The organism is Clostridium sp. AF02-29 (assembly GCF_934835585.1).
Classification (GTDB): domain Bacteria; phylum Bacillota; class Clostridia; order Lachnospirales; family Lachnospiraceae; genus Otoolea; species Otoolea fessa.
Map to the genome: position 1 here is coordinate 1 of NZ_CAKVZK010000001.1, position 24,248 is coordinate 24,248.

At 51.8% G+C, this 24,248-nt stretch carries 19 protein-coding genes and 1 riboswitch; of the genes, 18 read left to right on the plus strand and 1 reads right to left on the minus strand.

Going from position 1 to position 24,248, the window contains the following annotated elements; all coding sequences use genetic code 11:
* Positions 1–235: 235 nt before the first annotated feature.
* The 14 genes from PUQ60_RS00005 to PUQ60_RS00070 all read left to right on the plus strand — a co-directional run bounded on the left by PUQ60_RS00005 (position 236) and on the right by PUQ60_RS00070 (position 18,484).
* Positions 236–997: a hypothetical protein gene (locus tag PUQ60_RS00005; RefSeq protein ID WP_273381172.1), complete on the plus strand. Its 762-nt coding sequence runs from the start codon at positions 236–238 to the stop codon at positions 995–997.
* 297 nt (positions 998–1,294) lie between these two features.
* A riboswitch (cobalamin riboswitch) is annotated at positions 1,295–1,472 on the plus strand.
* 41 nt (positions 1,473–1,513) lie between these two features.
* Positions 1,514–2,743 carry a sirohydrochlorin cobaltochelatase gene (locus PUQ60_RS00010; protein WP_118472761.1) on the plus strand — a complete coding sequence of 410 codons (1,230 nt, stop codon included), beginning with the start codon at positions 1,514–1,516 and terminating at the stop codon, positions 2,741–2,743.
* A 5-nt stretch (positions 2,744–2,748) separates the two neighbouring features.
* The gene (locus PUQ60_RS00015) at positions 2,749–3,672 is read left to right on the plus strand and encodes a hypothetical protein (RefSeq protein ID WP_273400960.1); all 924 of its coding nucleotides are present in this window, start codon (positions 2,749–2,751) and stop codon (positions 3,670–3,672) included.
* A gap of 87 nt (positions 3,673–3,759) precedes the next feature.
* Positions 3,760–4,011: a YlmC/YmxH family sporulation protein gene (locus PUQ60_RS00020; RefSeq protein WP_106999996.1), complete on the plus strand. Its 252-nt coding sequence runs from the start codon at positions 3,760–3,762 to the stop codon at positions 4,009–4,011.
* A gap of 111 nt (positions 4,012–4,122) precedes the next feature.
* Positions 4,123–4,620 (plus strand): transcriptional regulator NrdR, encoded by a 498-nt coding sequence (gene nrdR, locus PUQ60_RS00025; RefSeq protein WP_118472763.1) that lies wholly within the window; start codon positions 4,123–4,125, stop codon positions 4,618–4,620.
* Positions 4,620–5,135, plus strand: coding sequence for a YqeG family HAD IIIA-type phosphatase (locus tag PUQ60_RS00030; protein ID WP_273381527.1), 516 nt, complete (start codon positions 4,620–4,622; stop codon positions 5,133–5,135). The genes nrdR and PUQ60_RS00030 overlap by 1 nt, the downstream gene beginning before the upstream one ends.
* Before the next feature lie 238 nt (positions 5,136–5,373).
* Complete coding sequence (gene efp, locus PUQ60_RS00035; RefSeq protein WP_022358740.1) at positions 5,374–5,931, plus strand: elongation factor P; 558 nt, start codon at positions 5,374–5,376, stop codon at positions 5,929–5,931.
* Positions 5,932–6,236: 305 nt separating this feature from the next.
* Complete coding sequence (locus PUQ60_RS00040) at positions 6,237–7,001, plus strand: N-acetylmuramoyl-L-alanine amidase (protein ID WP_273379044.1); 765 nt, start codon at positions 6,237–6,239, stop codon at positions 6,999–7,001.
* Between the two features lie 32 nt (positions 7,002–7,033).
* Complete coding sequence (gene argS, locus PUQ60_RS00045) at positions 7,034–8,803, plus strand: arginine--tRNA ligase (RefSeq protein WP_022358738.1); 1,770 nt, start codon at positions 7,034–7,036, stop codon at positions 8,801–8,803.
* Positions 8,804–8,825: 22 nt separating this feature from the next.
* Positions 8,826–12,053, plus strand: a complete 3,228-nt coding sequence (locus PUQ60_RS00050) for an SNF2 helicase associated domain-containing protein (protein ID WP_273379050.1) — start codon at positions 8,826–8,828, stop codon at positions 12,051–12,053.
* A 104-nt stretch (positions 12,054–12,157) separates the two neighbouring features.
* Positions 12,158–13,840: an ABC transporter ATP-binding protein gene (locus PUQ60_RS00055; protein ID WP_337377171.1), complete on the plus strand. Its 1,683-nt coding sequence runs from the start codon at positions 12,158–12,160 to the stop codon at positions 13,838–13,840.
* Positions 13,837–15,702 carry an ABC transporter ATP-binding protein gene (locus PUQ60_RS00060; protein ID WP_273379052.1) on the plus strand — a complete coding sequence of 622 codons (1,866 nt, stop codon included), beginning with the start codon at positions 13,837–13,839 and terminating at the stop codon, positions 15,700–15,702. Before PUQ60_RS00055 ends, PUQ60_RS00060 begins: the two co-directional genes overlap by 4 nt.
* Positions 15,703–15,883: 181 nt before the next feature.
* Entirely contained in the window at positions 15,884–16,870 is a 987-nt protein-coding gene (locus tag PUQ60_RS00065) for a diaminopimelate dehydrogenase (protein WP_117795607.1), read from the plus strand.
* A 195-nt stretch (positions 16,871–17,065) separates the two neighbouring features.
* Positions 17,066–18,484 (plus strand): serine hydrolase, encoded by a 1,419-nt coding sequence (locus PUQ60_RS00070; RefSeq protein WP_273482791.1) that lies wholly within the window; start codon positions 17,066–17,068, stop codon positions 18,482–18,484.
* Between the two features lie 113 nt (positions 18,485–18,597).
* Here PUQ60_RS00070 and PUQ60_RS00075 read toward each other — a convergent pair whose 3' ends face one another.
* Positions 18,598–19,737 (minus strand): DUF362 domain-containing protein, encoded by a 1,140-nt coding sequence (locus PUQ60_RS00075; protein ID WP_273379060.1) that lies wholly within the window; start codon positions 19,735–19,737, stop codon positions 18,598–18,600.
* A 308-nt stretch (positions 19,738–20,045) separates the two neighbouring features.
* Between PUQ60_RS00075 and PUQ60_RS00080 the strand changes: the two genes are divergently transcribed.
* From PUQ60_RS00080 to PUQ60_RS00095, 4 genes are all read left to right on the plus strand, one after another.
* Positions 20,046–21,137: a glycosyltransferase family 2 protein gene (locus PUQ60_RS00080; RefSeq protein ID WP_106999988.1), complete on the plus strand. Its 1,092-nt coding sequence runs from the start codon at positions 20,046–20,048 to the stop codon at positions 21,135–21,137.
* A 425-nt stretch (positions 21,138–21,562) separates the two neighbouring features.
* Positions 21,563–22,576 carry an ATP-binding cassette domain-containing protein gene (locus tag PUQ60_RS00085; RefSeq protein ID WP_273379065.1) on the plus strand — a complete coding sequence of 338 codons (1,014 nt, stop codon included), beginning with the start codon at positions 21,563–21,565 and terminating at the stop codon, positions 22,574–22,576.
* Position 22,577: 1 nt separating this feature from the next.
* Positions 22,578–23,243 (plus strand): methionine ABC transporter permease, encoded by a 666-nt coding sequence (locus tag PUQ60_RS00090; protein ID WP_022358729.1) that lies wholly within the window; start codon positions 22,578–22,580, stop codon positions 23,241–23,243.
* Between the two features lie 98 nt (positions 23,244–23,341).
* Entirely contained in the window at positions 23,342–24,223 is an 882-nt protein-coding gene (locus PUQ60_RS00095; RefSeq protein WP_273379069.1) for a MetQ/NlpA family ABC transporter substrate-binding protein, read from the plus strand.
* Positions 24,224–24,248 lie beyond the last annotated feature (25 nt).

The window sequence follows — 24,248 nt, forward strand, 5'->3', positions numbered from 1 at the left end:
ATTTTTGATGGATTTTTGCGCGTGACTGTGAAGGTACTGAACAGTTACGAAAATGTGTAACAGTTCAGTAGGTCTGCGCATTTACTGCGCTGACCGTACGAAAACATGGGCCAGCAGGCAAAAATCCCATTGCCGTAGGCAATTTTTGATGGATTTTTGCGCGTGACTGTGAAGGTACTGAACAGTTACGAAAATGCCAGGAAAAAGGAGAAGCCGAAAAGGGGCGGCAGCAAACATGAGACGATTGAAACAAACATGGATCGCCGCAGCACTTGGGATGAGTGTATGGATGACCGCCTGTGCGGGCGCGGCATCGGAGACAGCCACACAGGAAGGGGCTGTCGATGAGGAGAGCCAGGGGGCGATCCGCGAGGCTGTGGCTGAAAATGCTCAGGCGCAGGAGCAGCCCGAACGGGATAAAACGCAGGAAACTGAGCGGACGGAACCGCTCACGGTTGAACCAGTCCGGGAAACCCTCAATATGACGCGTTTTGACAACTGTACCTTTGCAGCTGGGTTCAAACCGCGGCAGATCCATCAGGATGAAAGCAATGTTATCATCACATTGACGGTTTATGACTATGAGCATTTTCATAAGGCAGATATCGATGAACTGCAGGCGGGAGATACGCTGCGCATCGATGGGAAAGAATGTCTCATTACTTCGATTGACCGACAGGAGTCTGGGCGGATCGAGATCAATGGCGGTCCGGCACAGGGGGGAGAAGAGCTGAGAATGGTAGAGGAGGATTCCTTGTATGGCTCGGAGATGGTAGTTGGGAGAAGTTACCATAAGCTGGGAGAGGTTACGCTGCAGATGGATGAGAACTTTGTCCTGACAGATGATTCTGACCCGGATACACCGCCGCAGGTGTATACCGCGGAAGAATTATTCGCGATCCGTGATCGGCTGATCGGGGAGTTTAAGCCATACAACACGGCTGTGACGGTGAAGGATGAGAAAATTATTTCGATTTACCGGAAATTTATGCCATAAAAGATATAAAATCATTAAGAGGAGGAGAGCACCTTTTATCCGGATGAGAGGTGCTTTTTTGTGTAACAGGAAATTCCTTGGAACTCCCTATTACACAAAAAGGCACTAACGTGCCAATGATGCGCACTCGCGCGAAGCAGAAACATGTCGCAAGCGACCGCGCTTGGCGCGAGAATGTGCCAAGGCACATTCTTTTTCAATATAATTTCCAGGATAAATTGACTTTTAAACATACCCCATCTATAATGAAACAAGCTGATATGGGCAGTGGGTGCCGCTGTTTGTGCCAGACCAGTCAGATTGCTCGGATTGGCAGGCGTGGACAGGGGGTAAAAGGGAAACAGGTGCAAAACCTGTGCGATCTCGTCACTGTGAACCGGAGAGTGGCGCTGCAGATGCCATTGCGAAAGTGAGAAGGCGCGGCGTGCATGATGACCCGAAAGCCAGGAAACCTGCCGGCTGTCGTGAACATATCGGTTAAAACTATTTTTGTGCGAGTCACACAAGGAGGAAAACATGAGAAAAAACAAAAAAGTAGTTGTAAGTGCAGCGGCAGTTACGATGTCCGTATTGCTTGGAGCCTGCGGCGGCAGTACATCCAGCCAGGCAACCTCGACGGAGGCGGCTTCTGAGGCAGAGACCGAGGCAGCTGAGAGCGCCGATTCCGATCAGGAAGCAGCAGATAAGGTGGCAAAGCTGATCGATGACATCTATGTACAGGAGCGCACCGATGACACGGATGAGCAGTGCAAGGCAGCCAAAGAGGCATGGGATGCCCTGACTGACGAGCAGAAGGAGCTGGTAGAAGGCGAGAACGCAGATCCAGATTATTTTGGTCGTGATACCGGCGACGCGAGCCTGGACGATCCGCGCAATCAGGATGAGATTGGAGACAAGGAGATCCTGGTAGTCAGCTTTGGTACTTCCTTCAACGACAGCCGTGTGAAAGATATCAAGAGTATCGAGGATTCCATCCAGGATGCATTCCCGGATTGGGCAGTCCGCCGTGCGTTTACCGCACAGATCATTATCAACCACGTTGAGGCTCGTGACGGCGAGTGCATCGACAATATGGATCAGGCACTGGAGCGAGCCGTGGAGAACGGAGTTAAAGAGCTGGTTGTCCAGCCGACCCACCTCATGCACGGTGCTGAGTACGACGAGATGGTTGAGGCGATCGAGAAGTATCAGGATAAATTCGAGCAGGTAGCTGTCGCAGAGCCGCTGTTAGGTGAGGTTGGCGACGATGCAGCCGTTATCAATGCAGATAAAGAGGCAGTTGCAAAAGCAGTTGTAGCAGAAGAAGCTTCGGAAGCTGGTTTTAAAGATGCAGCTGACGCAGCCGATCAGGGAACCGCATTCGTTCTGATGGGTCATGGTACCGCACACGTTGCAAAGGTAACCTACAGCCAGATGCAGACCCAGATGCAGAATCTTGGATATAGCAACGTATTTATCGGTACCGTAGAGGGCGAGCCGGAAGAGACTTCCTGTGAGTCTGTTATCGAGGCAGTGAAGGCAGCTGGTTATAAGAACGTCGTTCTTCGTCCGCTGATGGTAGTTGCAGGTGATCACGCAAACAACGATATGGCAGGCGATGATGATGATTCCTGGAAGAGCCAGTTTGAGGCATCAGGTGCGTTTGACAAGGTAGATACTCAGATTTCCGGTCTGGGCAGAATTAAAGCGGTAGAATCATTCTATGTTGCTCATACACGGACAGCCATTGAGTCTATTTCGGAATAATGTATATGAAAAAGAAATTAAATTTAGCGGCGCTTCTGCTTGCTGCCGCTCTTCTCGGAGCGTGCGGAGGACAGAAACAGGACGCAGCCGACACCGTGGCGCAGACAGAGAGCGCAGAAACCGAGAATGTCGAACAGAAAAGCAGCATTGACCTTGCAGACGGCGTCTACACCGTCGATTTTAAGACGGACAGCAGTATGTTCAAGGTCAATGAATCGAAAAATGGAAAAGGTGTCCTGACGGTCAAGGATGGCGAGGCGACACTTCATATTAGCCTGACCTCGAAAAACATCGTGAACCTGTATCTGGGTACTGCGGACGAGGCAAAGGAAGATGAAGCCGGTTGGCTGCAGCCAACCGTAGACACGGTTACTTACAGCGACGGTCTGAGCGAGGAGGTCAACGGCTTCGATGTGCCGGTTCCGGCGCTCGGAGAAGAATTTGACTTGGCTCTGATTGGTAAGAAAGGCACCTGGTACGACCACAAAGTAAGGGTAGAAAATCCGGTTTCCGGAGAGGCAGAGGACGCGGAAGCGGCATCATCCGAGACGGAGAATAGCGATGATGCGGCAGATGCCCAGAAACCGGCAGGGCAGACTGCAGATGTGGCAGACGGCACTTATACCTGTGAGGTAACCCTGCAGGGAGGTTCCGGCAGAGCATCGGTGGACAGCCCGGCGACCATTATCGTCAAGGATGGAAAGGTGACGGCCGATATTGTCTGGAGCAGCCCGAACTATGAGTATATGCTGGTGGATGACGTGCAGTATGATCCAATCCAGACCGAGGGCAATTCCGAATTCCAGATTCCGGTAATGCTGGATGAGGATGTAGCGGTCAGTGCCTTGACGGTGGCGATGAGCCAGCCGCATCTGATTGATTATACGCTGCATTTTGACAGCGTGACGTTATCAGAAGTTACGAAATAAAAGTAGATAGAAATACCTGTCCAGGAAGAACCTCCCGGTCCTTTTGTACATATTTTGATTACAGAAGGATCCGGGAGGTTTATGTCTATGCGTATCTGTGAACTCAAACAGCGGGAAGTTATAAATGTAAAAGATTGCAAGCGCCTTGGTTTTGTGGGCGACGTCGATTTTGACATCAGCACGGGAAAAATGCTTGCAATCATCGTGCCGGGACCGGGCTGTGTCTGGGGCTTTCTGGGGCGGGAAAAAGAGTACATAATTCCATTCTGCGACATCTGCCAGATAGGGGATGACATTATTCTGGTGAGGCTGAAAGAAGAGAGAGAAAAGAAAGAATAGCGGAAAACTTCTGCTTGCAGAAGCGCACTTCCTGCGATATTATAATAAGTATGATATGTTATGAAAACTTGGCGGGGGCATATCAATAAAACCAGAAAAGGGGAAGAGCGATTGAAGTGTCCATTTTGCAACGCGGCTGACACGAAAGTAATCGATTCACGGCCTGCGGATGACAACAGTTCTATCAGACGCCGGAGACAGTGCGAGACTTGTGGAAAGCGTTTTACCACATATGAAAAACTTGAGACGATCCCTCTGATGGTTGTCAAAAAGGATAATACCCGGGAGATGTACGACCGGGCGAAGATAGAGGCAGGAATCCTGCATTCCTGCCACAAGCGCCCAGTCTCTCAGGGACAGATTTCGGCGTTGATCGACGATGTGGAAAACAATTTATTTAACCGGGAAGAACGGGAGATCTCGACCGCGGTGATCGGGGAACTTGTGATGGAGCGGTTAAAGGATCTGGATGTGGTTACCTATGTGCGGTTTGCATCGGTATACCGGGAGTTTAAAGACGTCGATACATTTATGGAGGAACTGCAGAAGATACAGCAGCGGAATGTGCCGTCGTACGAGTCTGGAAAGAACGGGGAAGAGACCAGATGATGGGAAATGCGTTTTATCCGGATGAATGGCTGGATTCTGCGTATGATATCCCGTATGAGCAGTTTTATCAGAAGGGAATGCGGGGTATCATATTTGATATTGACAATACGCTGGTGCCGCACGGTGCCCCGGCGGACGAGCGGGCAGTACAGCTGTTTGAACGTTTGCGGGCGATAGGGTTCCACACCTGTCTGCTCTCGAATAATAAGGAGGCGCGGGTCGCCCCGTTTGCCGGACAGGTAGATTCGGATTATATTTACAAGGGCAGAAAACCGAAGCGCAGCGGATACAGACAGGCGATGCGCCGGATGGGAACGGGCGAGCGCTCGACGATGTTTGTCGGGGATCAGCTCTTTACGGATGTGTACGGGGCGAGGCGGACAGGCATCTATTCGATTCTTGTAAAGCCGATCAATCCGAAGGAAGAGATCCAGATCGTGTTAAAGCGGTATCTGGAGAAAATTGTCCTGTGGTTCTATGTGAGAAGACAGGAAAAAAATAGCGGAAGTTTGTAGCCGGGTGTTTTTGAACGGTTTGAAAGAGCTTGCCAGGCGGCAGAACCGGATGCTGACAGGAGTGCCGGAAACGGTGAAAAATCAGTTGTTTTCAGAAAAAATATCGGCAATTTTAGAAAAATAAGGGGCGGAATTGACATGATGTGCCCTGTGTTTTCAAAAAAGTAGTTGAAAAAGAGGATTTTATAGTATAAAATAAAAAAGATAAAGCGAGTATTTTCAAGGAGGAGCATCATTTATGATATCAGCGGGCGATTTTAGAAACGGCATCACACTGGAGATTGATGGCAACGTATACCAGATCATGGAATTTCAGCACGTAAAACCGGGAAAGGGAGCTGCGTTCGTACGTACTAAAATTAAGAACGTAATGAATGGCGGCGTTGTAGAGAAAACCTTCCGTCCGACCGAGAAGTTCCCGTCTGCCAGAATCGACAGAGTTGATATGCAGTATCTGTATTCCGATGGCGACTTATACAACTTCATGGATGTAAACACATATGAGCAGGTAGCTTTAAACCAGGAGACAATCGGCGACGCACTCAAGTTCGTAAAAGAGAACGAGATGTGCAAGATCTGTTCTTACAACGGCAAGGTATTCTCCGTAGAACCGCCGCTGTTCGTAGAGCTTGAGATCACAGATACAGAGCCGGGCTTCAAGGGCGATACCGCTACAGGCGCTACCAAACCGGCAGTTGTAGAGACTGGCGCTACTGTATATGTACCGTTATTCGTAAACCAGGGCGATAAGATCAAGATCGATACACGTACTGGTGAATATCTGTCCAGAGTCTAAGTTATAACATATACGTCAGAAAGGTCTTCACGATACCGTTTGTACCCTTGTGGGGAGGCAGTCGTGTCACTGACAGGTTTCTGACTGGAAACAGAGATTACTGTTTGTGGCAGGCATTTTCCTTTGCTGGTTATGCAGCGCATGAACAGTAGCAAGCAGAGAAACTGTTGTAAGATCCGGAGGAAACGTCGAGATTTTACAACAGTTTTTTTGCTTAACATATCGGGGAGGCGTCTATGACGCGTCCGTTGGTTCATCTCAGAGAGCGGGTTCGGAGTGAGCGGTGCTCATGGGGAGTGATAAATATGGAGAACGGAAGAGAAGACCGTCTGCGTCTGGGGGAAGAGGATGAGCCGGGGCGCAGACCTGGTGGCAGGAAGAGGCGTACATCCGGCAGGCAGACGGCAATCCGCCGGGAGCGGACGAGGCAGCAGAAGAAGCGCCGTGTGATGATGCGGCTGCTTTTGTGTCTGCTTATTTTCCTCCTGGGTGCGGGAACAGGCTGGACGCTGCGCGGGAAAATGATCCGCAAGCTGATCGATCCGTCCACGATCGAGATGCCAAACTGGGTTGATGAGCAGCTTCTCACGGTCAACCGATATTCCAGACCGGGGACGAATATCCCGGTCATCAACGGGATCGTGATTCACTATGTGGCAAATCCTGGGACGACGGCACAGCAGAACCATGATTATTTTGAGGGGTTGAAAGATCAGAGCGGCAGTAACACTGTTTCCGTCAGCAGCAATTTCGTGATCGGTCTGGACGGCGAGATCATTGAGTGCGTTCCGGTCGGGGAGAAGGCATATGCCTCCAATGAGAGGAATGCGGACACCGTTTCGATTGAGTGCTGCCATCCGGCGGCAGACGGAAAGTTCACAGACGAGACATATGACTCGCTGGTAAAACTGACTGCATGGCTGTGCAAGCAGCTCGATTTAAGTCCGAAAGACGTGATCCGTCATTATGACGTGACTGGAAAGGCGTGCCCGAAGTATTTCGTGGATCATGAGGATGCCTGGAAGCAGTTCCGCAAGGATGTGAAAAAAGCAATGCGGAAGGATATATAATATACGATATAAATTATGAAAGGGAATCTAGTATGAAAACGATTTTAGATTTGATCGTGGAAGAACTGAAACCGGCGTTTACCGGCTGCGGGTACGATGAGAAGTATATCCGCGTGACGGTATCAAACCGCCCGGATCTCTGCGAGTATCAGTGTAACGGCGCGATGGCAGCTGCCAAAGCGTATAAAAAGAAACCGATCGATATTGCCAATGAGGTGGTGGAAAAGACAGCCGGAAGCAAGATGTTTTCTGAGATCAACGCCGTGATGCCTGGATTTATCAATATCCGCCTGAATCCGTGCTACCTGGCATCCTATGTACAGCAGGTGGCAGAGGATGAAAAGCTGGGACTCAACGCAGCTAAGAAGCCGGAGACGATCATCATCGATTACGGCGGAGCCAATGTAGCAAAACCACTGCATGTCGGACACTTACGTTCCGCGGTCATCGGAGAGAGCATCAAGCGCATCAGCCGCTATATGGGACACCATGTCATCAGCGATGTGCATCTGGGTGACTGGGGATTGCAGATGGGACTGATCATCGAGGAGCTGCATGACCGTCAGCCGGATCTGGTATATTTTGACCCGGATTATACCGGCGAGTATCCGTCGGAGCCGCCATTTACGATTTCCGAGCTGGAGGATATCTATCCGGCAGCGAGCGCGAAATCCAAGGTAGATGCGGCATTCCGTGAGCGGGCACAGCAGGCAACCTTCAAACTGCAGAGTGGCTATGCACCGTTCCATGCGATCTGGAAGCACATCATGAACGTGTCCTTGAAGGATCTGAAAAAGAACTATGGCAATTTAAATGTATCGTTCGACCTCTGGAAGGGCGAGAGCGATGCGCAGCCATATATTCCGGGACTGATCGAGGATTTACAGAAAAAAGGTCTCGCCTATGAGAGCGATGGCGCGCTGGTTGTCGATATCGCACAGGAAGGGGATGCGAAGGAATATCCGCCTTGTATCGTCCGCAAATCCGACGGTGCGGCGCTGTATGCGACTTCCGATCTGGCGACGATCATCGAACGTGAGCAGGATTTCCATCCGGACCGCTACATTTACGTCGTAGACAAGCGCCAGGAGCTTCATTTTATCCAGGTATTCCGTGTGGCGAAGAAAGCGGGCATCGTCAAAGAAGATACGCCGATGATCTTCTTGGGCTTCGGTACGATGAACGGCAAGGACGGTGGTCCGTTCAAGACACGTGAGGGCGGTGTTATGCGTCTGGAGCACCTGATCAAGAATATCGATGAGAAGGTATATGAGAAGATTCAGGAGAAGCAGAAGGTTCCGGCGGACGAGATGACACGCACGGCGGAGATTGTCGGTCTGGCGGCACTTAAATATGCCGATCTTTCGAATCAGGCGACCAAAGATTACATTTTCGATGTAGACCGCTTTATTTCCTTTGAGGGAAATACAGGTCCACATATCCAGTATATGATCGTCCGCATCAAGTCCATTCTGGAGAAATACAAGGAACTGCGCGGTGCGGATGCTAAAGTGGTTCCGATCCGTCCGGCTGAGAGCGAGACAGAGAAAGCACTTCAGATGGCGCTCTGCCGTTTCGGCGAGGTGACAGAATCTGCATTCTACGAGACGGCGCCGCATAAGCTCTGCCAATACATGGCGGCAGTGGCGGATGCGTTCAATGCATTCTATCTGGAAAATAAGATCCTCTCCGAGGAGGACGCAGCGAAGCAGGCAGCCTTTATCAGTCTGATCACGCTGACCAAGCGGGTGCTGGATACCTGTATGGATCTGCTCGGAATGGAATCGCCGGAACACATGTAATCTGTAATATGGAGGAATCCTCATGAAAATAATAAAAATGTCCGTAGATACCTTCTGGAAGGGCGAAGTACGGGTACAGGGACAGATTGAGGATGAGACAAAGGTATATCAGACAAGAATTTTTATCAAGGGTAGTCAGATCTATGACTACTCTTGTTCTTGTGCGGAGGGAAATTCATTCCGGGGTCCCTGCGTGCATGCAAAAGCGCTTCAGGAGGCGTTTGCCCGCCAGCAGAAAGCCGAGCATACACTGCCGGTTTCGACTTCGCCGGAGATCCGGATGATGATCCGGGAGTACACGAACCGGGAAGTAGCGCGGATTCTGGGCGAGGAAGAGCGGGAACCGGTCTATCTGCATCCCTATTTACAGATCCGGCGCGGCGAAGTGCTTTTGGAGGCACGGATCGGACGGGAAAAACGGTATATTGTGAAAAACCTGCTGGAATTTGCACAGGCGGTTCACAGCGGAAAACGGGTGGAATACGGAAAAGGCATGGCGTTTGAACACGTCCCGTCTGCCTTTGCGCCGGAAAGCCGCCCATTTTTAGATCTTCTGCTGGAGGAGGCGGACGCCTACATACGCCATTATGAGGAGATGCGCGGTCATGCGGGGCTGCCGCTTCCAGTGATGCGGGCGTTAACGCTGGGATCTGCAGCGAGGGATCGGCTGTTTGATCTTTTAGAGGGAAAAGAAGTCCAGACGGAGGACGAGAAAGGTGCTGAATGTGTGTGCCGGGTTGAGCGCAGGGATCCGCGTTTCCCGGTGGAGGTGGAAGCAAGGGGCGATGGAATTGCGGTTACGGTTCCATCGGCTCTAACTTCGTTCCGGGGAGAACAGCGTCTGTATGTGGCAGATGGATTGCATCTGTTTGGATGCAGTGAACTGTATACAGAAACGATGGGCGTTTTTCTGGAGCAGATGGAACAGGGCGGAAGAGAGTGCGGAAGCCGGAAAGAGAAGCGGGAGCTGCTGGTTGGAAGCCGGGATATTCCGCTCTTTTATGCGCGGGTGCTGGAAGGCATGGAGGCACTTGGGATCTTGCAGAGCCCGGAGATCGATTGGGAGAAATACCGCCCAGAGGCGTTGAAAGCCCGGTTTGAGTTTGACAGTGATTCGCCGGACGAGCTGCGTCTGCGTCCGACGCTTTCCTACGGAGATTTTACGTTTTCGCCGCTGGCGGACGAGCATGTTCCGCGGGAGATCTGCCGGGATGTACCGGCGGAATTTTATATCAGCCGCCTGATCACGCGGTACTTCTCTTACTGGGAGGATGAGAGCGGCGAGCTGGTGATCCGCGGGGATGAAGACGCACTGTACCAGGTTTTGAGCGAGGGAATGCCGCAGTTTCAGGAGGTGGGCGAGGTATGGCTGTCAGAGTCTGTCCGCCATCTGCGCGTCCTGCCCCCGCCGGAAGTGTCGATGGGAGTTTCTCTTGGAGGCGGCTGGCTGGATCTGAAGATTGAGACGGCGGGAATCGACCCGGCGGAGCTTTTGCAGGTACTCAGTGAATACCGCCAAAAAAAGAAATATTACCGCATGAAAAATGGCGAATTTTTGCAGCTTTCGGGCGGCGGCCTGCAGGCGCTTGACAGTCTGACTGCGGATCTGGGACTGACAAAGAGTGAATTTCAGGCGGGGGAGGCGAAGATACCTGCCTACCGTGCTTTTTATCTGGATAGTCTCTCGGGCGACGGCAGGATGAAACTGTTTCAGCGGGATGAAGCCTACGGGATGATGGTGCGCGATCTAAAAACGGCGCAGAGTGTCAGCTATGCGGTTCCGGCGGTGCTGGAAAAGACGCTGAGGGAATACCAGAAGATCGGATATACGTGGATGCGGACGCTGGCGCGGTATCATTTCGGCGGGATCCTGGCAGATGATATGGGACTGGGAAAAACGCTGCAGGTGATTGCGCTTCTGACGGCATTTTATCAGGAAAAAACCGAGCAGAAAGCGGCTGGAAATGAAGGCAGTGGGTCAGAATTACCTCTTCCGTCTTTGATCGTCTGCCCGGCGTCGCTCGTCTACAACTGGGGACAGGAATTTGCCCGGTTTTCGCCGGAGATCCGCGTGCTTCTGATTGCCGGGACGGCGAAAGAACGGCAGGAACAGCTGGAGGAGCAGATGCGGATGGAGGCGTCTGAGAGGGCGCAGGTGATCATCACGTCCTATGATCTGTTGAAACGGGATCGGGCAGCGTATCTGGGACGCACGTTTGAATATGAGATTATTGACGAGGCGCAGGTCATTAAAAATGCAAAGACACAGGGAGCGAAGGCGGTAAAGGAGATTTCGGCGAATGTCCGTTTCGCCCTGACGGGAACGCCGGTGGAAAACCGGCTCAGCGAGCTTTGGAGCATTTTTGATTTCCTGATGCCAGGATTTTTATACAGTTACCGGAAGTTTCGTGAGAGGTATGAGCTGCCAATCGTGAAAAATCAGGATCCGGAAGCATTGATGGCATTGCGGCGGATGACGGGACCGTTTGTCCTGCGCCGTTTGAAAAAGGATGTGCTGCGGGAGCTTCCGGGCAAGGAAGAGAGGATCGTTTATTCGGCGGCGTCGGGGCGGCAGCAGAAGCTTTATACGGCGTCGGCGTTGAAACTGAAAGAGGCGCTGGCTGGCGGCGCGTGGTCGGGTAATGGAAAATTGGAAGTGCTTTCCCAGCTCATGCGGCTGCGTCAGATCTGCTGCGATCCGGCACTCTGTTTTGAAGATTATACGGGGGAATCGGCGAAGCTGGAGACCTGTGTTTCGCTGATCGCATCGGCGTCTGCGGCGGGACATAAGATCCTGCTCTTTTCCCAGTTTGCCTCGATGCTGGAGCGGATTCGGGAACGCCTTTTACAGGAGGGCATTTCGTCCCATCTTCTGGTCGGCGCGACCCCGAAGGAAGAACGCAGCCGGATGGTGCAGGCGTTTGCCTCGGATGAGGTTCCGGTGTTCCTTATTTCCCTGAAAGCCGGGGGAACGGGACTCAACCTGACGGCGGCGGATATCGTGATTCATTACGATCCGTGGTGGAATGTGGCAGCGCAGAACCAGGCGACCGACCGCGCGTACCGGATCGGGCAGGAAAAGCCGGTTACGGTATACAAACTGATCTTAAAGGATACGATAGAAGAAAATCTTTTGAAGCTGCAGAATGCGAAACTTGCGCTGGCGGCGCAGGTGGTTTCAGAGGGAATGGTTTCACTGGGCGATTTGAGCCAGAATGAACTGATGGAGCTGTTTGAACAGAATCCATAAAAAATTTGCAGAAATAACGGGCAGGAGGAAAAAGCGTGAAGCAATGGAAACGATACAAATCATATATACTGCCATATAAGAGCGCCTTTATTCTGGGACCGCTCATGATGGTAACGGAGGTGCTGGGTGAGATTCTGCTGCCCAAATTTATGTCGATGATTATTAACCATGGCGTGGCGCAGAAAGACGGCGGATACATTCTCAAAATGGGACTTGTGATGGCGATTACCTCCTTTTTGATGGCGGCAGGCGGCATTCTGGGGGCATATTTTGCAGCGAAGGCGTCGATTTCCTTTACCAGCGATCTGCGCCGCGACTTATTTGCCAGAGTGCAGCAGTTTTCATTTAAAAATATCGATACGTTCAGCACGGGATCGCTGGTAACCCGTCTGACGAACGATATCCAGCAGGTACAGAACCTGATTATGATGGGACTTCGGATGATGCTGCGCGCGCCGGGCATGTTCCTGGGGGCGCTTGTGATGGCGTTCTGGATGAATGCGGAACTGGCAGCTGTCATCCTGGTGGTGATTCCGCTTCTGACGGCGGCGATCGTCTGGATCCTACGGACTGCCTACCCGCGGTTTACGGCCATGCAGAAAGCGCTGGATACGCTCAATAGCGGCATCCAGGAGGTGCTGACGAACGTGCGGGTGGTGAAATCCTTTGTGCGGGAAGACTACGAGGAAAAGCGGTTTGCCGACACGAACCGGGAGCTCAAGGAGGCAGGGCTGCGGGCGCTGAAGATCGTAATTGCGACGATGCCGGTCATGATGTTCGCGATGAATGTGACGACACTGGCAGTTGTCTGGTTCGGCGGAAACCTGATTATCGGCGGACGGATGGCGGTCGGGGATCTGACGGCATTTACGACCTACATTGTACAGATTCTGATGTCACTTATGATGCTCTCAATGGTATTTTTGCAGAGTTCCCGCGCGATGGCGTCCATCCGGCGAATCGATGAGGTGCTGGATGAGCCGATTGATCTGAGCGATGAAAATGCATCACAGAAGGACCGGAAGGTTGAGAAAGGACGCGTGGAATTTAAGGATGTTTCCTTTTCCTACCGCGAAGGCGGTGAGCCGGTTCTATCCCACATCAGCCTGACGGCAGAGCCGGGAGAGACGATCGGCATCCTCGGTGCGACCGGAAGCGGAAAAACGTCGCTGGTACAGCTGATTCCCCGCCTCTATGATGTGACAGAGGGGAGTGTGCGGGTGGATGGTATCGATGTGCGGGAGTATTCCCTGAAAAATCTCCGGGACGGCGTTGGCATGGTTTTACAGAAAAACGTCCTGTTTTCCGGCACGATCGAGGAAAACCTGCGCTGGGGTGATGAGACGGCGACGGAGGAAGAAGTGCGGCGGGCAGCAGTGTATGCGCAGGCAGATTCCTTTGTGAATTCGTTTGCCGAAGGCTACAAAACGGAGATGGGACAGGGCGGCGTCAATGTATCCGGCGGTCAGAAACAACGGCTGTGCATCGCAAGGGCACTCTTAAAGAAGCCGAAGATCCTGATTCTCGACGACAGCACCAGTGCGGTCGATACGGCAACGGAGGCGGCGATCCGGACGGCATTCCGGGAAGATTTGAAAGATACGACGAAATTTATTATCGCACAGCGGCTGAGTTCGCTGGAATACGCGGATCGGATTCTCGTCCTTGAGGACGGCAGGATTATCGGAGAGGGAACGCAGGAGAAGCTGCTGGCATCCTGTGAGGCGTACCGGGAGATCTATGAGACGCAATATGGAAAACGGGCAGACGGGGAGGTGATGGCATGATGGATGAAAAACAGATTGAAAGCCTGAAACGCCGATATGGCAGCCGCATAGCCGACGCGCCGAAACGCCGCCGGGGACCGGAACGGATGGCGGTCATGAAGGGCGGAAAGCCCAAGGCGGGCGGTCAGACGATGCTGCGCCTGCTTTCATACTTAAAACGCGACCGGATGGCGATGACAGTCGCCTTTTTCTGTGTGATCCTGGGGACGGTGACGAATCTGGCGGGCGCCTATATGCTGCGCCCGATCATCAACCGGTATATTGTGCCTTTAGATGGCAGCCGGGGCGATGTGGCGGGGCTGTTCCGTTCCCTGTGCGTGATGGGAGCGGTTTATTTAGTCAGCGTTGCCGCTGCCTATATGCAGTCGCGCATCATGCTGCAGGTGGCGCAGAACGCGTTGCAGCGGCTGCGGGAAGAGCTGTTTAACCATATGCAGACGCTTCCGCTCCGGTTTTATGATACCGGCAGCAACGGCGATCTGATGAGCCGTTTTACAAACGATGTGGATACGATCGGCATGATGCTCAGCAGTACGCTGGTGCAGCTTTTATCCGGTGCACTCAGTATTGTGGGAACGTTGGTGCTGATGATTTACACGAACGTGTGGCTGACGGTGATTACGCTTGCCATGATGCCGGTGATGCTGCGTGCCGGTAAATTTGTTGCCGGACGGAGCCAGAAATATTTCTCTGCCCAGCAGGCGGCGCTTGGCGCGATGAACGGCTATATTGAGGAGACCGTGCAGGGGCAGAAGGTCGTCAAGGTATTCTGCCATGAGGAGATCGCAGAGGAAGAATTTGGATGGCTCAATGCGGATCTGAAAGAAAAACAGATCCGGGCGCAGTTTTTCGGCGGTGTGATGGGACCGGTCATGAACAATTTAAGCCAGTTAAATTATGGACTGACAGCCTGCATTGGCGGTCTGCTCTGTGTGTTCCGGAACTTTGATGTCGGTGGACTGACCGTATTTTTAGGCTTTTCGCGGCAATTTTCCAGACCGATCAACGAGCTTTCCATGCAGGTTGGAAACGTATTTTCGGCGCTGGCAGGCGCGGAGCGCGTGTTTGCAGTGCTGGATGCGGAACCGGAGGCGGCAGATGCGCCGGATGCGGTTTCGATCGCGCCGATCCGCGGTGAGGTGGTGCTTGACCATGTGACTTTCGGCTATGAGCCGGGGCAGGTGATTTTGAAGGATATTTCGCTCTATGCGAAGCCGGGACAGAAGATCGCCTTTGTCGGCTCGACGGGAGCCGGAAAAACGACGATTACGAATCTGATCAACCGTTTTTATGATATACAGGGCGGCTCGATCACGGTGGACGGCGTCGATGTCCGCCGGATGCACCGGAAGGAGCTGCGGGAAAATATCGCGATGGTTCTGCAGGATACGCATCTTTTTACCGGCACGGTACGGGAAAATATTCGATACGGGCGGCTGGATGCCACGGATGAAGAAGTTGTTGAGGCGGCAAAAACGGCATCGGCGCATTCCTTTATCATGCGTCTGCCGGATGGGTATGACACGATGCTGGAGGGCGACGGTGCAAATTTAAGCCAGGGACAGCGCCAGCTATTAAACATTGCGCGGGCAGCAGTTTCTAAAGCACCGATCCTGATTCTGGATGAGGCGACGAGTTCGGTCGATACGCGGACGGAGAAGCACATCGAGCACGGCATGGACCGGCTGATGGCGGACCGGACGACCTTTGTCATCGCCCACCGGCTTTCGACAGTCCGCAACGCCAATGCGATCATGGTGCTGGAGCACGGGCAGATCATTGAGCGCGGCGACCATGAAGATCTGCTGGCGCAGAAAGGGCGGTATTTTGAGCTGTATACCGGAATGAAGGAGCTGGAATAAGGCTTTCGTTGAGAATTAAATGAGAATTTGTATCCTGTACGCGTGAACTCACCTATATTGAAAAACGGGCGGATCTAGTGTATAATGGGAACACTTGAAATTTTTAAGTAAAATCGGATCACGTAAGCTGGAAAATAGAGCCGGATCCGTGGCAAATTTTGTACCCTTAGGAGGAATATCTATGAGTATCCGAGTTGGAATTTTAGGATATGGAAATCTGGGACGCGGCGTGGAGTGTGCGATCCGCCAGAATCCGGATATGGAACTGAAAGCAGTATTTACACGGCGTGCGCCGGAAACGGTCAAGATCCTGACCGAGGGCGTACCGGTTTATCATGTAGATGAGGCAGAGGCGAAGAAAGACGAGATCGACGTTTTGATTCTCTGCGGCGGTTCGGCTACGGATCTGCCGGTCCAGACCCCGAAATATGCACAGTGGTTTAACGTAGTGGACAGCTTCGATACCCATGCAAAGATTCCAGAGCATTTCGCAGCAGTCGATGAGTCCGCACAGAAATCCGGAAAGGTTGGCATCATCTCCGTTGGCTGGGATCCGGGTATGTTCTCCCTGAACCGTCTCTATGCAGCTGCATGCCTGCCGGAGGGCGAAAATTATACATTCTGGGGCAAGGGCGTCAGCCAGGGACATTCCGATGCGATCCGCCGGATCGAGGGCGTCAAGGATGCCAGACAGTACACAATCCCAGTTGAGAGTGCACTGGAGGCAGTCAGAAGCGGCAGCAGCCCAGAGCTGACCACCCGCGAAAAACACACCAGAGAGTGCTTTGTTGTGGCAGAAGAGGGCGCGGATCAGGCAAAGATCGAGAATGAGATCAAGACCATGCCGAATTACTTTTCTGATTATGACACAACGGTTCATTTCATCACCGAAGAAGAACTGAAACGCGATCACAACCGTCTCCCGCACGGTGGTTTCGTACTCCGCAGCGGCAAGACCGGCTGGAACAAGGAGAACCACCATATCATCGAGTACAGCTTAAAGCTGGATTCCAACCCGGAATTTACTTCCTCCATCATCGTGGCATACGCACGCGCGGCATACAAGATGAACCAGGAAGGCCAGAAAGGCTGCAAGACCGTCTTTGATGTGGCACCGGCATATCTGTCGGCAGAGAGTGGGGCGGATCTGCGGAAGAAGTATCTGTAATAATTTCAAATTTTCCTTTCAACTTGTATTGTCGCTTAAAATGAAGTAAAATGTAAGACAGATTTGCATGATTTGTACCTGCGCAGCACTGGCAAAATCCGTTAAAGTCCGCGCAATGAGTGAACGTAACTTTACGTTTGCGGGAGCTGGCGGGTAGGAGAAAAGCGAAAATACATACAGGAAGGACAATATACGATGAATAAATGGAAAAAATCCGTGCGTTCCCTCTGCCTGGGAATGGCACTTATGATGTCTGTGTCATGGACGGCATTTGCTGCGACAGACGGGGCGACCGGTCCGGGACAGGCGGCAGGAGGCACGGTCTCCGGCGCAGTTCCTTCGGGAGCAACGGTTACTTTACAGAATGCAGCTCAGCCGACGGTGGCAGCGCAGGGCGCAGTGCTCTATGATGCGACGCACAACCAGTTCCTGTTTTCCAAGAATGCGGATACGCAGTATTATCCAGCCAGCATCACGAAGCTGATGACGGCGCTTCTGGTAGCGGAAAACTGTAATCTGAGTGATACGGTAACCTTTTCCCAGACGGCAGTTTCGAATCTGGAATCGGGCGCGGTGACGTTGCAGGTCAAGGCGGGTGATACCTTTACGGTTAAGGACTGTCTCTATGGTCTGCTTTTAAAATCGGCAAATGAGGTGGCAAACGGACTGGCGGAGCATGTGTCCGGCAGTGTCAGCGCGTTTGCGGATAAGATGAATGAGAAGGCAGCGTCCTTAGGATGCACGCATACGCATTTTGCAAACCCGAACGGTCTGAATAATGCGAACCATTTTACAACCGCACATGATATGGCGCTGATTGCAAATGCTGCATTCAATAATGCGACGGTGCGTCAGGTTGCATCGACCCTGCATTACGATTTCCCGGCGACTGCCAGCGTGCCGACGGTGCGGACGCTTACGATGGGACATAAGATGCTCAATCCGGCAAATTCCCAGTATTATGAGGGAATCATAGGCGGAAAGACCGGTTATACCTCCCTGGCAGGCAACACGCTGGTAACGTGTGCAGAGCGGAATGGCGTGCGCCTGATTGCAGTTATTTTAAAGAGTTCGCAGACTCATTATGACGATACGAAGAAGCTGCTGGACTATGGTTTTGCGGTGTCGGGAAGCGCATCCGGCACACCGGCTGGCACGAACACCTCGGTATCGGATGCGGCGGATAACAGTACGTCAAATTCCAGCAAGCCGTCCGGCAATACGACCAGTACAAATACCTCATCTTCCGGCAGCCAGGGTGGACCGGGTAGCTCTGGAGCTGGCAATACAGCTGCTCAGGGCGACGGTGCGTGGCAGCAGTTTGGAAATGAATGGAAATACCTGAAAGCAAACGGAACCTACGCGGCAAATGAGAGTCTCCTGATCAAGGGGGAGACATACTATTTCCATGCAGATGCGTGGATGGCGCGTGACTGGCAGATGGTAAACGGCTCCTGGCATTATTATACCGAAAGCGGGGCTATGGCGAAGAGCCGCTGGATTCAGACGAATGGATACTGGTATTATGTGGGTGCTGACGGAGCATTGTTTGTCAATGGAACGACACCGGACGGATATAGAGTCGATGCGAATGGTGTCTGGATTCAGAAATAAAGAAGAGCATAAAACGGAGCCGACCGGCAGAAAAGACCGGGGCGGCTCCGTTTTTCACAGCTCTGTGGCCGCAAAAAGACCGGCGGCACAGCTGGCAGAGGGGGTTGATGTTATTATAGTGTGATCAATTCATACTCCCGGCTTCCCAGACCGATCTTCTCCGCGTGTGCCAGGCAGCTTTTCCACTCAGATTCTGGTGTGGAATTTGTGAAATGGTCATGGTGATCGTGGAAATCCGGATCAGCAAGATGTTTTGCAAGCTGGCTGCCCGGCATCGGAGCAGCGGCCAGACAGGCGTCCACACAGGCCTGATCGAGTGCCAGCGGATCGAAAGAAGCAAACATACCAAGATTTGGAAGGATCGGTACGTCATTTTCACCGTGGCAGTCGCAGTTCGGGGAGACGTCAACGACCAGGGAAATATGGAAGTTTGGACGTCCATCCACAACGGCTTTTGTGTATTCCGCCATACGGCAGTTTAACAGCTCGTTGGCTGCGTTGTTGTCAAATTCGATTGCGTCAAAATTGCAGGCGCCGAGACACCGTCCGCAGCCGACGCAGTGCTCAGCATCCACGTGCATTTTTCTGGAGGCTTCATCGAAAACGAGACCGCCGTTGGCACATTCCTTCTGACAGCGGCGGCAGCCCCGGCAGAGCTTTTCCTTGACGTGCGGTTTTCCACTGCTGTGCTGATCGGTCTTACCGGCGCGAGAACCGCAGCCCATGCCGATATTTTTGATCGTGCCGCCGAAGCCGGTCGTCTCATGTCCCTTGAAATGGGTCAGGCTGATAAAGACATCGGCGTCCATGACGGCGCGGCCGATCTTAGCTTCTTTGATGTATTCGCCTCCGGCCACCGGAACAGCGATGTCATCGGTGCCTTTTAATCCATCACCGATGATGATTGGACATCCAACAGTCAACGGGGTAAATCCGTTTTCCCAGGCGCATTCCAGGTGCTCAAGCGCATTCTTGCGGCTGCCTGGATACATCGTATTGCAGTCTGTTAAAAATGGTTTGCCGCCCAGCTCTTTGATGACATCAACAACGGCTTTGGCATAATTCGGACGCAGATAACTGATATTTCCAAGTTCACCAAAGTGCATCTTGATAGCGACAAATTTACCATCCATATCGATGGAACCGATCCCGGCTTTACGGATCAGTTTTTTTAATTTGGTAGGGAGACCGTCGCCAAATGCAATGGTGTGGAAATCTGTAAAATATACCTTTGCTTTTTCGGTTTTTGACATATGAATACCTCCTGATAGATGGCTTTTTTTGATTTTTTATCTCAGTCGAGAAGACTCCCACCTCTTTAGGTGGCGAGTAATAGTAAAGTGATAAAAATATCCATTCTATTATACCGGAATCGGGTGGATGTGTCAAAAATTTACTTTTCTTTTTAATGTAGTTCCTATATAATAGGAAAATACGGAAAAAGCAGATTTCAGCTGCAGGGGGATTCTGGCAAGATACCTGTATCTGGAAACCTGCTTTTGAAAATACGAGGGGACTTGTCTGCATAGAAGGGACAGTGACCCGGGCAGGAGATGACAGTATGAGAAATGCACCGGTTATCTATATCGTGGTGCCTTGCTACAACGAAGAGGAAGTTCTGCCATTGACGGCAGAATTTTTAGGTAAAAAATTAGATGATTTAACCCGCAGCCGCCGGATTCATCCGGGAAGCCGGGTGCTGATGGTAGACGACGGTTCGAAGGATAGAACATGGAAGCTGATCGAGGAACTCCATGAGAAGGACGAACGGTTTGCAGGTGTGAAGCTGAGCCGCAACCGCGGTCATCAGAACGCGCTTTTAGCCGGGCTTTTTGAGGCGGCGAGACGGCGGTGTGACGCGGCGATCTCGATGGATGCCGATCTGCAGGATGATGTGGACGCATGCGACGCGATGATCGAGCGGTATATGGCTGGCTGTGACATCGTGTACGGTGTGCGCCGCCACAGGGCGACGGATACATTTTTTAAGCGTACAACTGCGCTGGGATTTTATAAGATTATGAATGCGCTGGGAGCGAACACCGTGTATAATCATGCGGATTACCGCCTGATGAGCCGGAGGGCACTGGAAGGGCTGGCGGAATTTTCGGAGGTCAATCTGTTTCTGCGAGGGATTGTCCCGATGATCGGCTATCCGTCCGATGTGGTATATTATGACCGTAAAGAGCGGGCAGCAGGGGAGAGCAAATATCCGCTGAAAAAGATGCTGGCTTTTGCGATCGAGGGCATCACTTCGCTGAGCACAAAGCCGATCCGGATGATTACGTTCATGGGAATTGCGGCATTTTTTGTCAGTATTGGATTCCTTATCTGGGCGGTGGTTGATTTCTTCCGGGGCAATACGATCACCGGCTGGGCGAGCATGATGGTATCGCTCTGGTTTATCGGCGGACTGCTTCTTCTCTCGGTCGGAATCGTCGGAGAGTATGTCGGAAAGATTTATCTGGAGTCGAAGCACCGCCCGCGCTATATCATTGAGAGCCGCACGCCGGATCGCATCCGCGAGCGTGAGAAAGGGCGCAGCCGGAAACAGGAGATGCCAGGAGAAAATTTGCGCCGCAGCCGTGCAGAAGCACGGGAACTCCAGACATCAAAAAGAAGAGAAGCTGTGCAAAAACCGGAGCAGGAGTGAAATAGCTCTAAAAAATAGCTCTTAAAAATTCAGGAAACACTTGACAAACCCGGAAAATGGGTGTATCTTCATAAACAAATAATTCCTATCAGGAATAAGGGAATATAAGCTGAAAGGGGACAGGTCCGATGCGTCAGAGTAAAGCCATGCAGATGAATATGATGATGAACGGCATGTGTATGATGTGCTGTCATATTTGTGTGCATGAAAGACGGAACGGGCTGGTCGGATAGACCTGTAAGTATAGCATAGGAAGCCGCGATCCGTACTGGATTCGCGGCTTTTTTGTGTCATAGGAAATTCCTTGGAATTCCTTATGACACAAAAAGGCACTAACTGCTTCCTGTGACAGAAAACAGTAGTGGCATCTTTTATGCGACAGGGTATCAATGCTGTATATTCGGAAAAAGAGAGGGGAAAAGACCATGGAGCAGAGAAAGGAAACGATCATCTGCCTGGAAGGACTGGGAAAGCAATTCCAGACAACGAACGGAACGGTGACCGCGTTAGATGATATTAACCTGGAAATCCTGAAGGGCGAGATTTTTGGAATTATCGGTCTGTCAGGTGCAGGAAAGAGTACGTTGGTCCGGTGTATCAATTATCTGGAGACACCGACGGCGGGACGGGTTATTTTTGAGGGACAGAACCTGTCGATGATGAAGGAGGCGGAGATTCGGAAAGCCAGACAGTCGATGGGGATGATTTTCCAGCAGTTCAATCTTCTGGCACAGAGAAATGTACTCCAGAATGTGTGCTTTCCGATGGAGATTGCCGGTGTCCCGAAAGCAGAGGCGAAGAAACGGGCGGCTGAGCTTTTAAAATTAGTCGGTCTGGAAGAACGGATGAAGGCATATCCGGCACAGCTCTCCGGCGGACAGAAACAGCGAGTGGCGATTGCACGCGCGATGTCCACGAACCCGAAGGTGTTGCTTTGCGATGAGGCGACGAGTGCGCTCGACCCGAATACGACAAAATCGATTTTGGAGCTTCTCAAGAAGATTAACCGCGAACTCGGTATTACGGTGATCGTGATTACCCATGAGATGGCAGTTATTGAGTCTATCTGTGATCGTGTGGCGATCATCGACCACAGCCACATTGCAGAGTCTGGCAAGGTATCAGAGATTTTCTCTGGTCCGAAGTCGGAGATTGGGCGGCAGCTGATTCTAGGAGAGACGGCAGGGCAGAAGACAAGCTTTGCCAGAGCGCGCCAGATCCGCGTTATTTTCAATGGACGGGAATCTTCGGAGCCAATTATTTCTAATATGGTATTAGCCTGCAAGGTTCCGGTCAATATCCTTCTCGCGGATACCCACGATATTGGGGGCAAGGCGATGGGACAGATGCTTCTGCAGCTCCCGGAGGACGAGGTAGATGCAGGGCGTATCTGCAATTATTTAAAAACGGTCGGTGTGACCTATGAGGAGGTGCGCTAAGATGGTATTTGATGCGAAGACAGTCAGTATGCTGGTAAAAGAGACCTGGAGAACCTTATATATGGTAGGTCTTTCTTCCCTGATTTCTTATTTGATCGGCATCCCGCTCGGCGTGGCGCTGGTTGTAACCGATAAAGACGGCATCCGTCCGGTGCCGCTGTTCAACAAAGTGGCGGGCGTGATTGTCAACCTGCTCCGTTCGGTGCCGTTTATCATCCTGTTAGCGATGGTAATGCCGCTGACCCGCGCGATCGTGGGAAAGACGATCGGAGCAAATGCGGCAGTTGTACCGCTGGTAATCGCGGCGTTCCCGTACATCAGCCGTATGGTAGAGGCATCATTAAAGGAAATTGATGCCGGCGTGATTGAAGCAGCAAAATCAATGGGCGCTTCAACCTGGCAGATTATTTTCAAGGTGCTGCTTCCGGAGTCCAAGCCGTCCCTGTTAGTCGGCGCGGCGATTTCGATCACGACAATCCTCGGATATTCCGCGATGGCAGGCTGTGTCGGCGCCGGCGGTCTGGGCGATGTGGCGATCCGATATGGATACCACCGTTATCAGGCAGATATGATGCTGGTTACCGTTGTGATTCTGGTTATTATCGCACAGCTGATTCAGGAGATCTTTACGCGGAGTTCGAGAAGAAGTGATAAGAGAATCCGTTAATAAGATATTTACAGAAATGAAATGCAGCCTATCGTCTGTGGCAGATGCAGGACATTTCTGAAATATAAATTTAAACACACAAAGAGGAGGAAATCACTATGAAAAAATCATTCTTAGGAACCACATTCCTGGCACTGCTGGCAGCTGCATCCTTAGCAGGCTGCTCTTCCAGCTCGAATGAGACAACTGCTGAGACCGCTGCAGAGACATCAGAGGAGAGCACCGCAGAGGCTAAAGAGGCAGACGGCGATCTGGAGAAGCTGGTAGTAGGCGCAAGCCCGGCACCGCACGCTGAGATCCTGGAAGCTGCAAGAGACCTTCTGGCAGACAAGGGCTACGATCTGGAGATCGTAGAGTATACTGATTATGTACAGCCGAACAACGCACTGGAGTCCGGCGATCTGGATGCAAACTACTTCCAGCACAAACCATATCTCGATACCTTTAATGAGGAGAATGGCACTCATCTGGTAAGTGCAGGCGCAATCCATTATGAGCCATTCGGCATCTACGCAGGCAAGAGCGATTCTTTAGATGAGCTGGCTGACGGCGCAGAGGTTCTTGTGCCGAACGATGTAACCAATGAGGCAAGAGCACTTCTGCTTCTTCAGGATCAGGGTCTTCTGACACTGAAAGAGGATGCAGGTCTGACCGCAACTATCAATGATATTACAGAGAACCCGAAGAACCTGGATATCGTAGAGCTTGAGGCAGCACAGCTTCCGCGTTCCTTACAGGATGCGGATATCGCAGTTATCAACGGCAACTACGCAATCGAGGCTGGTTTAAAGGTAACCGATGCTCTGGCAGTAGAGTCTTCTGACTCTCTGGCAGCCCAGACATACGGAAATGTCGTAGCGGTTCGTGAAGGTGACGAGGAGAGCGACAAGACAAAAGCTCTGATGGAAGTCCTGACAAGCGATGATATCAAAGAGTTCATCGAGACGAAGTATGATGGAGCGGTTGTTCCGCTGTTTTAATTGACGGCAGGAATTTGATTACAGC

Excerpts from the sequence above, each read along its gene's own strand:
- PUQ60_RS00005 (WP_273381172.1), top strand. The coding sequence starts at position 236 with ATGAGACGATTGAAACAAACATGGATCGCCGCAGCACTTGGGATGAGT.
- PUQ60_RS00010 (WP_118472761.1), top strand. The coding sequence starts at position 1,514 with ATGAGAAAAAACAAAAAAGTAGTTGTAAGTGCAGCGGCAGTTACGATG.
- PUQ60_RS00015 (WP_273400960.1), top strand. The coding sequence starts at position 2,749 with ATGAAAAAGAAATTAAATTTAGCGGCGCTTCTGCTTGCTGCCGCTCTT.
- PUQ60_RS00020 (WP_106999996.1), top strand. The coding sequence starts at position 3,760 with ATGCGTATCTGTGAACTCAAACAGCGGGAAGTTATAAATGTAAAAGAT.
- PUQ60_RS00030 (WP_273381527.1), top strand. The coding sequence starts at position 4,620 with ATGGGAAATGCGTTTTATCCGGATGAATGGCTGGATTCTGCGTATGAT.
- efp (WP_022358740.1), top strand. The coding sequence starts at position 5,374 with ATGATATCAGCGGGCGATTTTAGAAACGGCATCACACTGGAGATTGAT.
- PUQ60_RS00040 (WP_273379044.1), top strand. The coding sequence starts at position 6,237 with ATGGAGAACGGAAGAGAAGACCGTCTGCGTCTGGGGGAAGAGGATGAG.
- argS (WP_022358738.1), top strand. The coding sequence starts at position 7,034 with ATGAAAACGATTTTAGATTTGATCGTGGAAGAACTGAAACCGGCGTTT.
- PUQ60_RS00050 (WP_273379050.1), top strand. The coding sequence starts at position 8,826 with ATGAAAATAATAAAAATGTCCGTAGATACCTTCTGGAAGGGCGAAGTA.
- PUQ60_RS00055 (WP_337377171.1), top strand. The coding sequence starts at position 12,158 with ATGATGGTAACGGAGGTGCTGGGTGAGATTCTGCTGCCCAAATTTATG.
- PUQ60_RS00060 (WP_273379052.1), top strand. The coding sequence starts at position 13,837 with ATGATGGATGAAAAACAGATTGAAAGCCTGAAACGCCGATATGGCAGC.
- PUQ60_RS00065 (WP_117795607.1), top strand. The coding sequence starts at position 15,884 with ATGAGTATCCGAGTTGGAATTTTAGGATATGGAAATCTGGGACGCGGC.
- PUQ60_RS00070 (WP_273482791.1), top strand. The coding sequence starts at position 17,066 with ATGAATAAATGGAAAAAATCCGTGCGTTCCCTCTGCCTGGGAATGGCA.
- PUQ60_RS00075 (WP_273379060.1), bottom strand. The coding sequence starts at position 19,737 with ATGTCAAAAACCGAAAAAGCAAAGGTATATTTTACAGATTTCCACACC.
- PUQ60_RS00080 (WP_106999988.1), top strand. The coding sequence starts at position 20,046 with ATGAGAAATGCACCGGTTATCTATATCGTGGTGCCTTGCTACAACGAA.
- PUQ60_RS00085 (WP_273379065.1), top strand. The coding sequence starts at position 21,563 with ATGGAGCAGAGAAAGGAAACGATCATCTGCCTGGAAGGACTGGGAAAG.
- PUQ60_RS00090 (WP_022358729.1), top strand. The coding sequence starts at position 22,578 with ATGGTATTTGATGCGAAGACAGTCAGTATGCTGGTAAAAGAGACCTGG.
- PUQ60_RS00095 (WP_273379069.1), top strand. The coding sequence starts at position 23,342 with ATGAAAAAATCATTCTTAGGAACCACATTCCTGGCACTGCTGGCAGCT.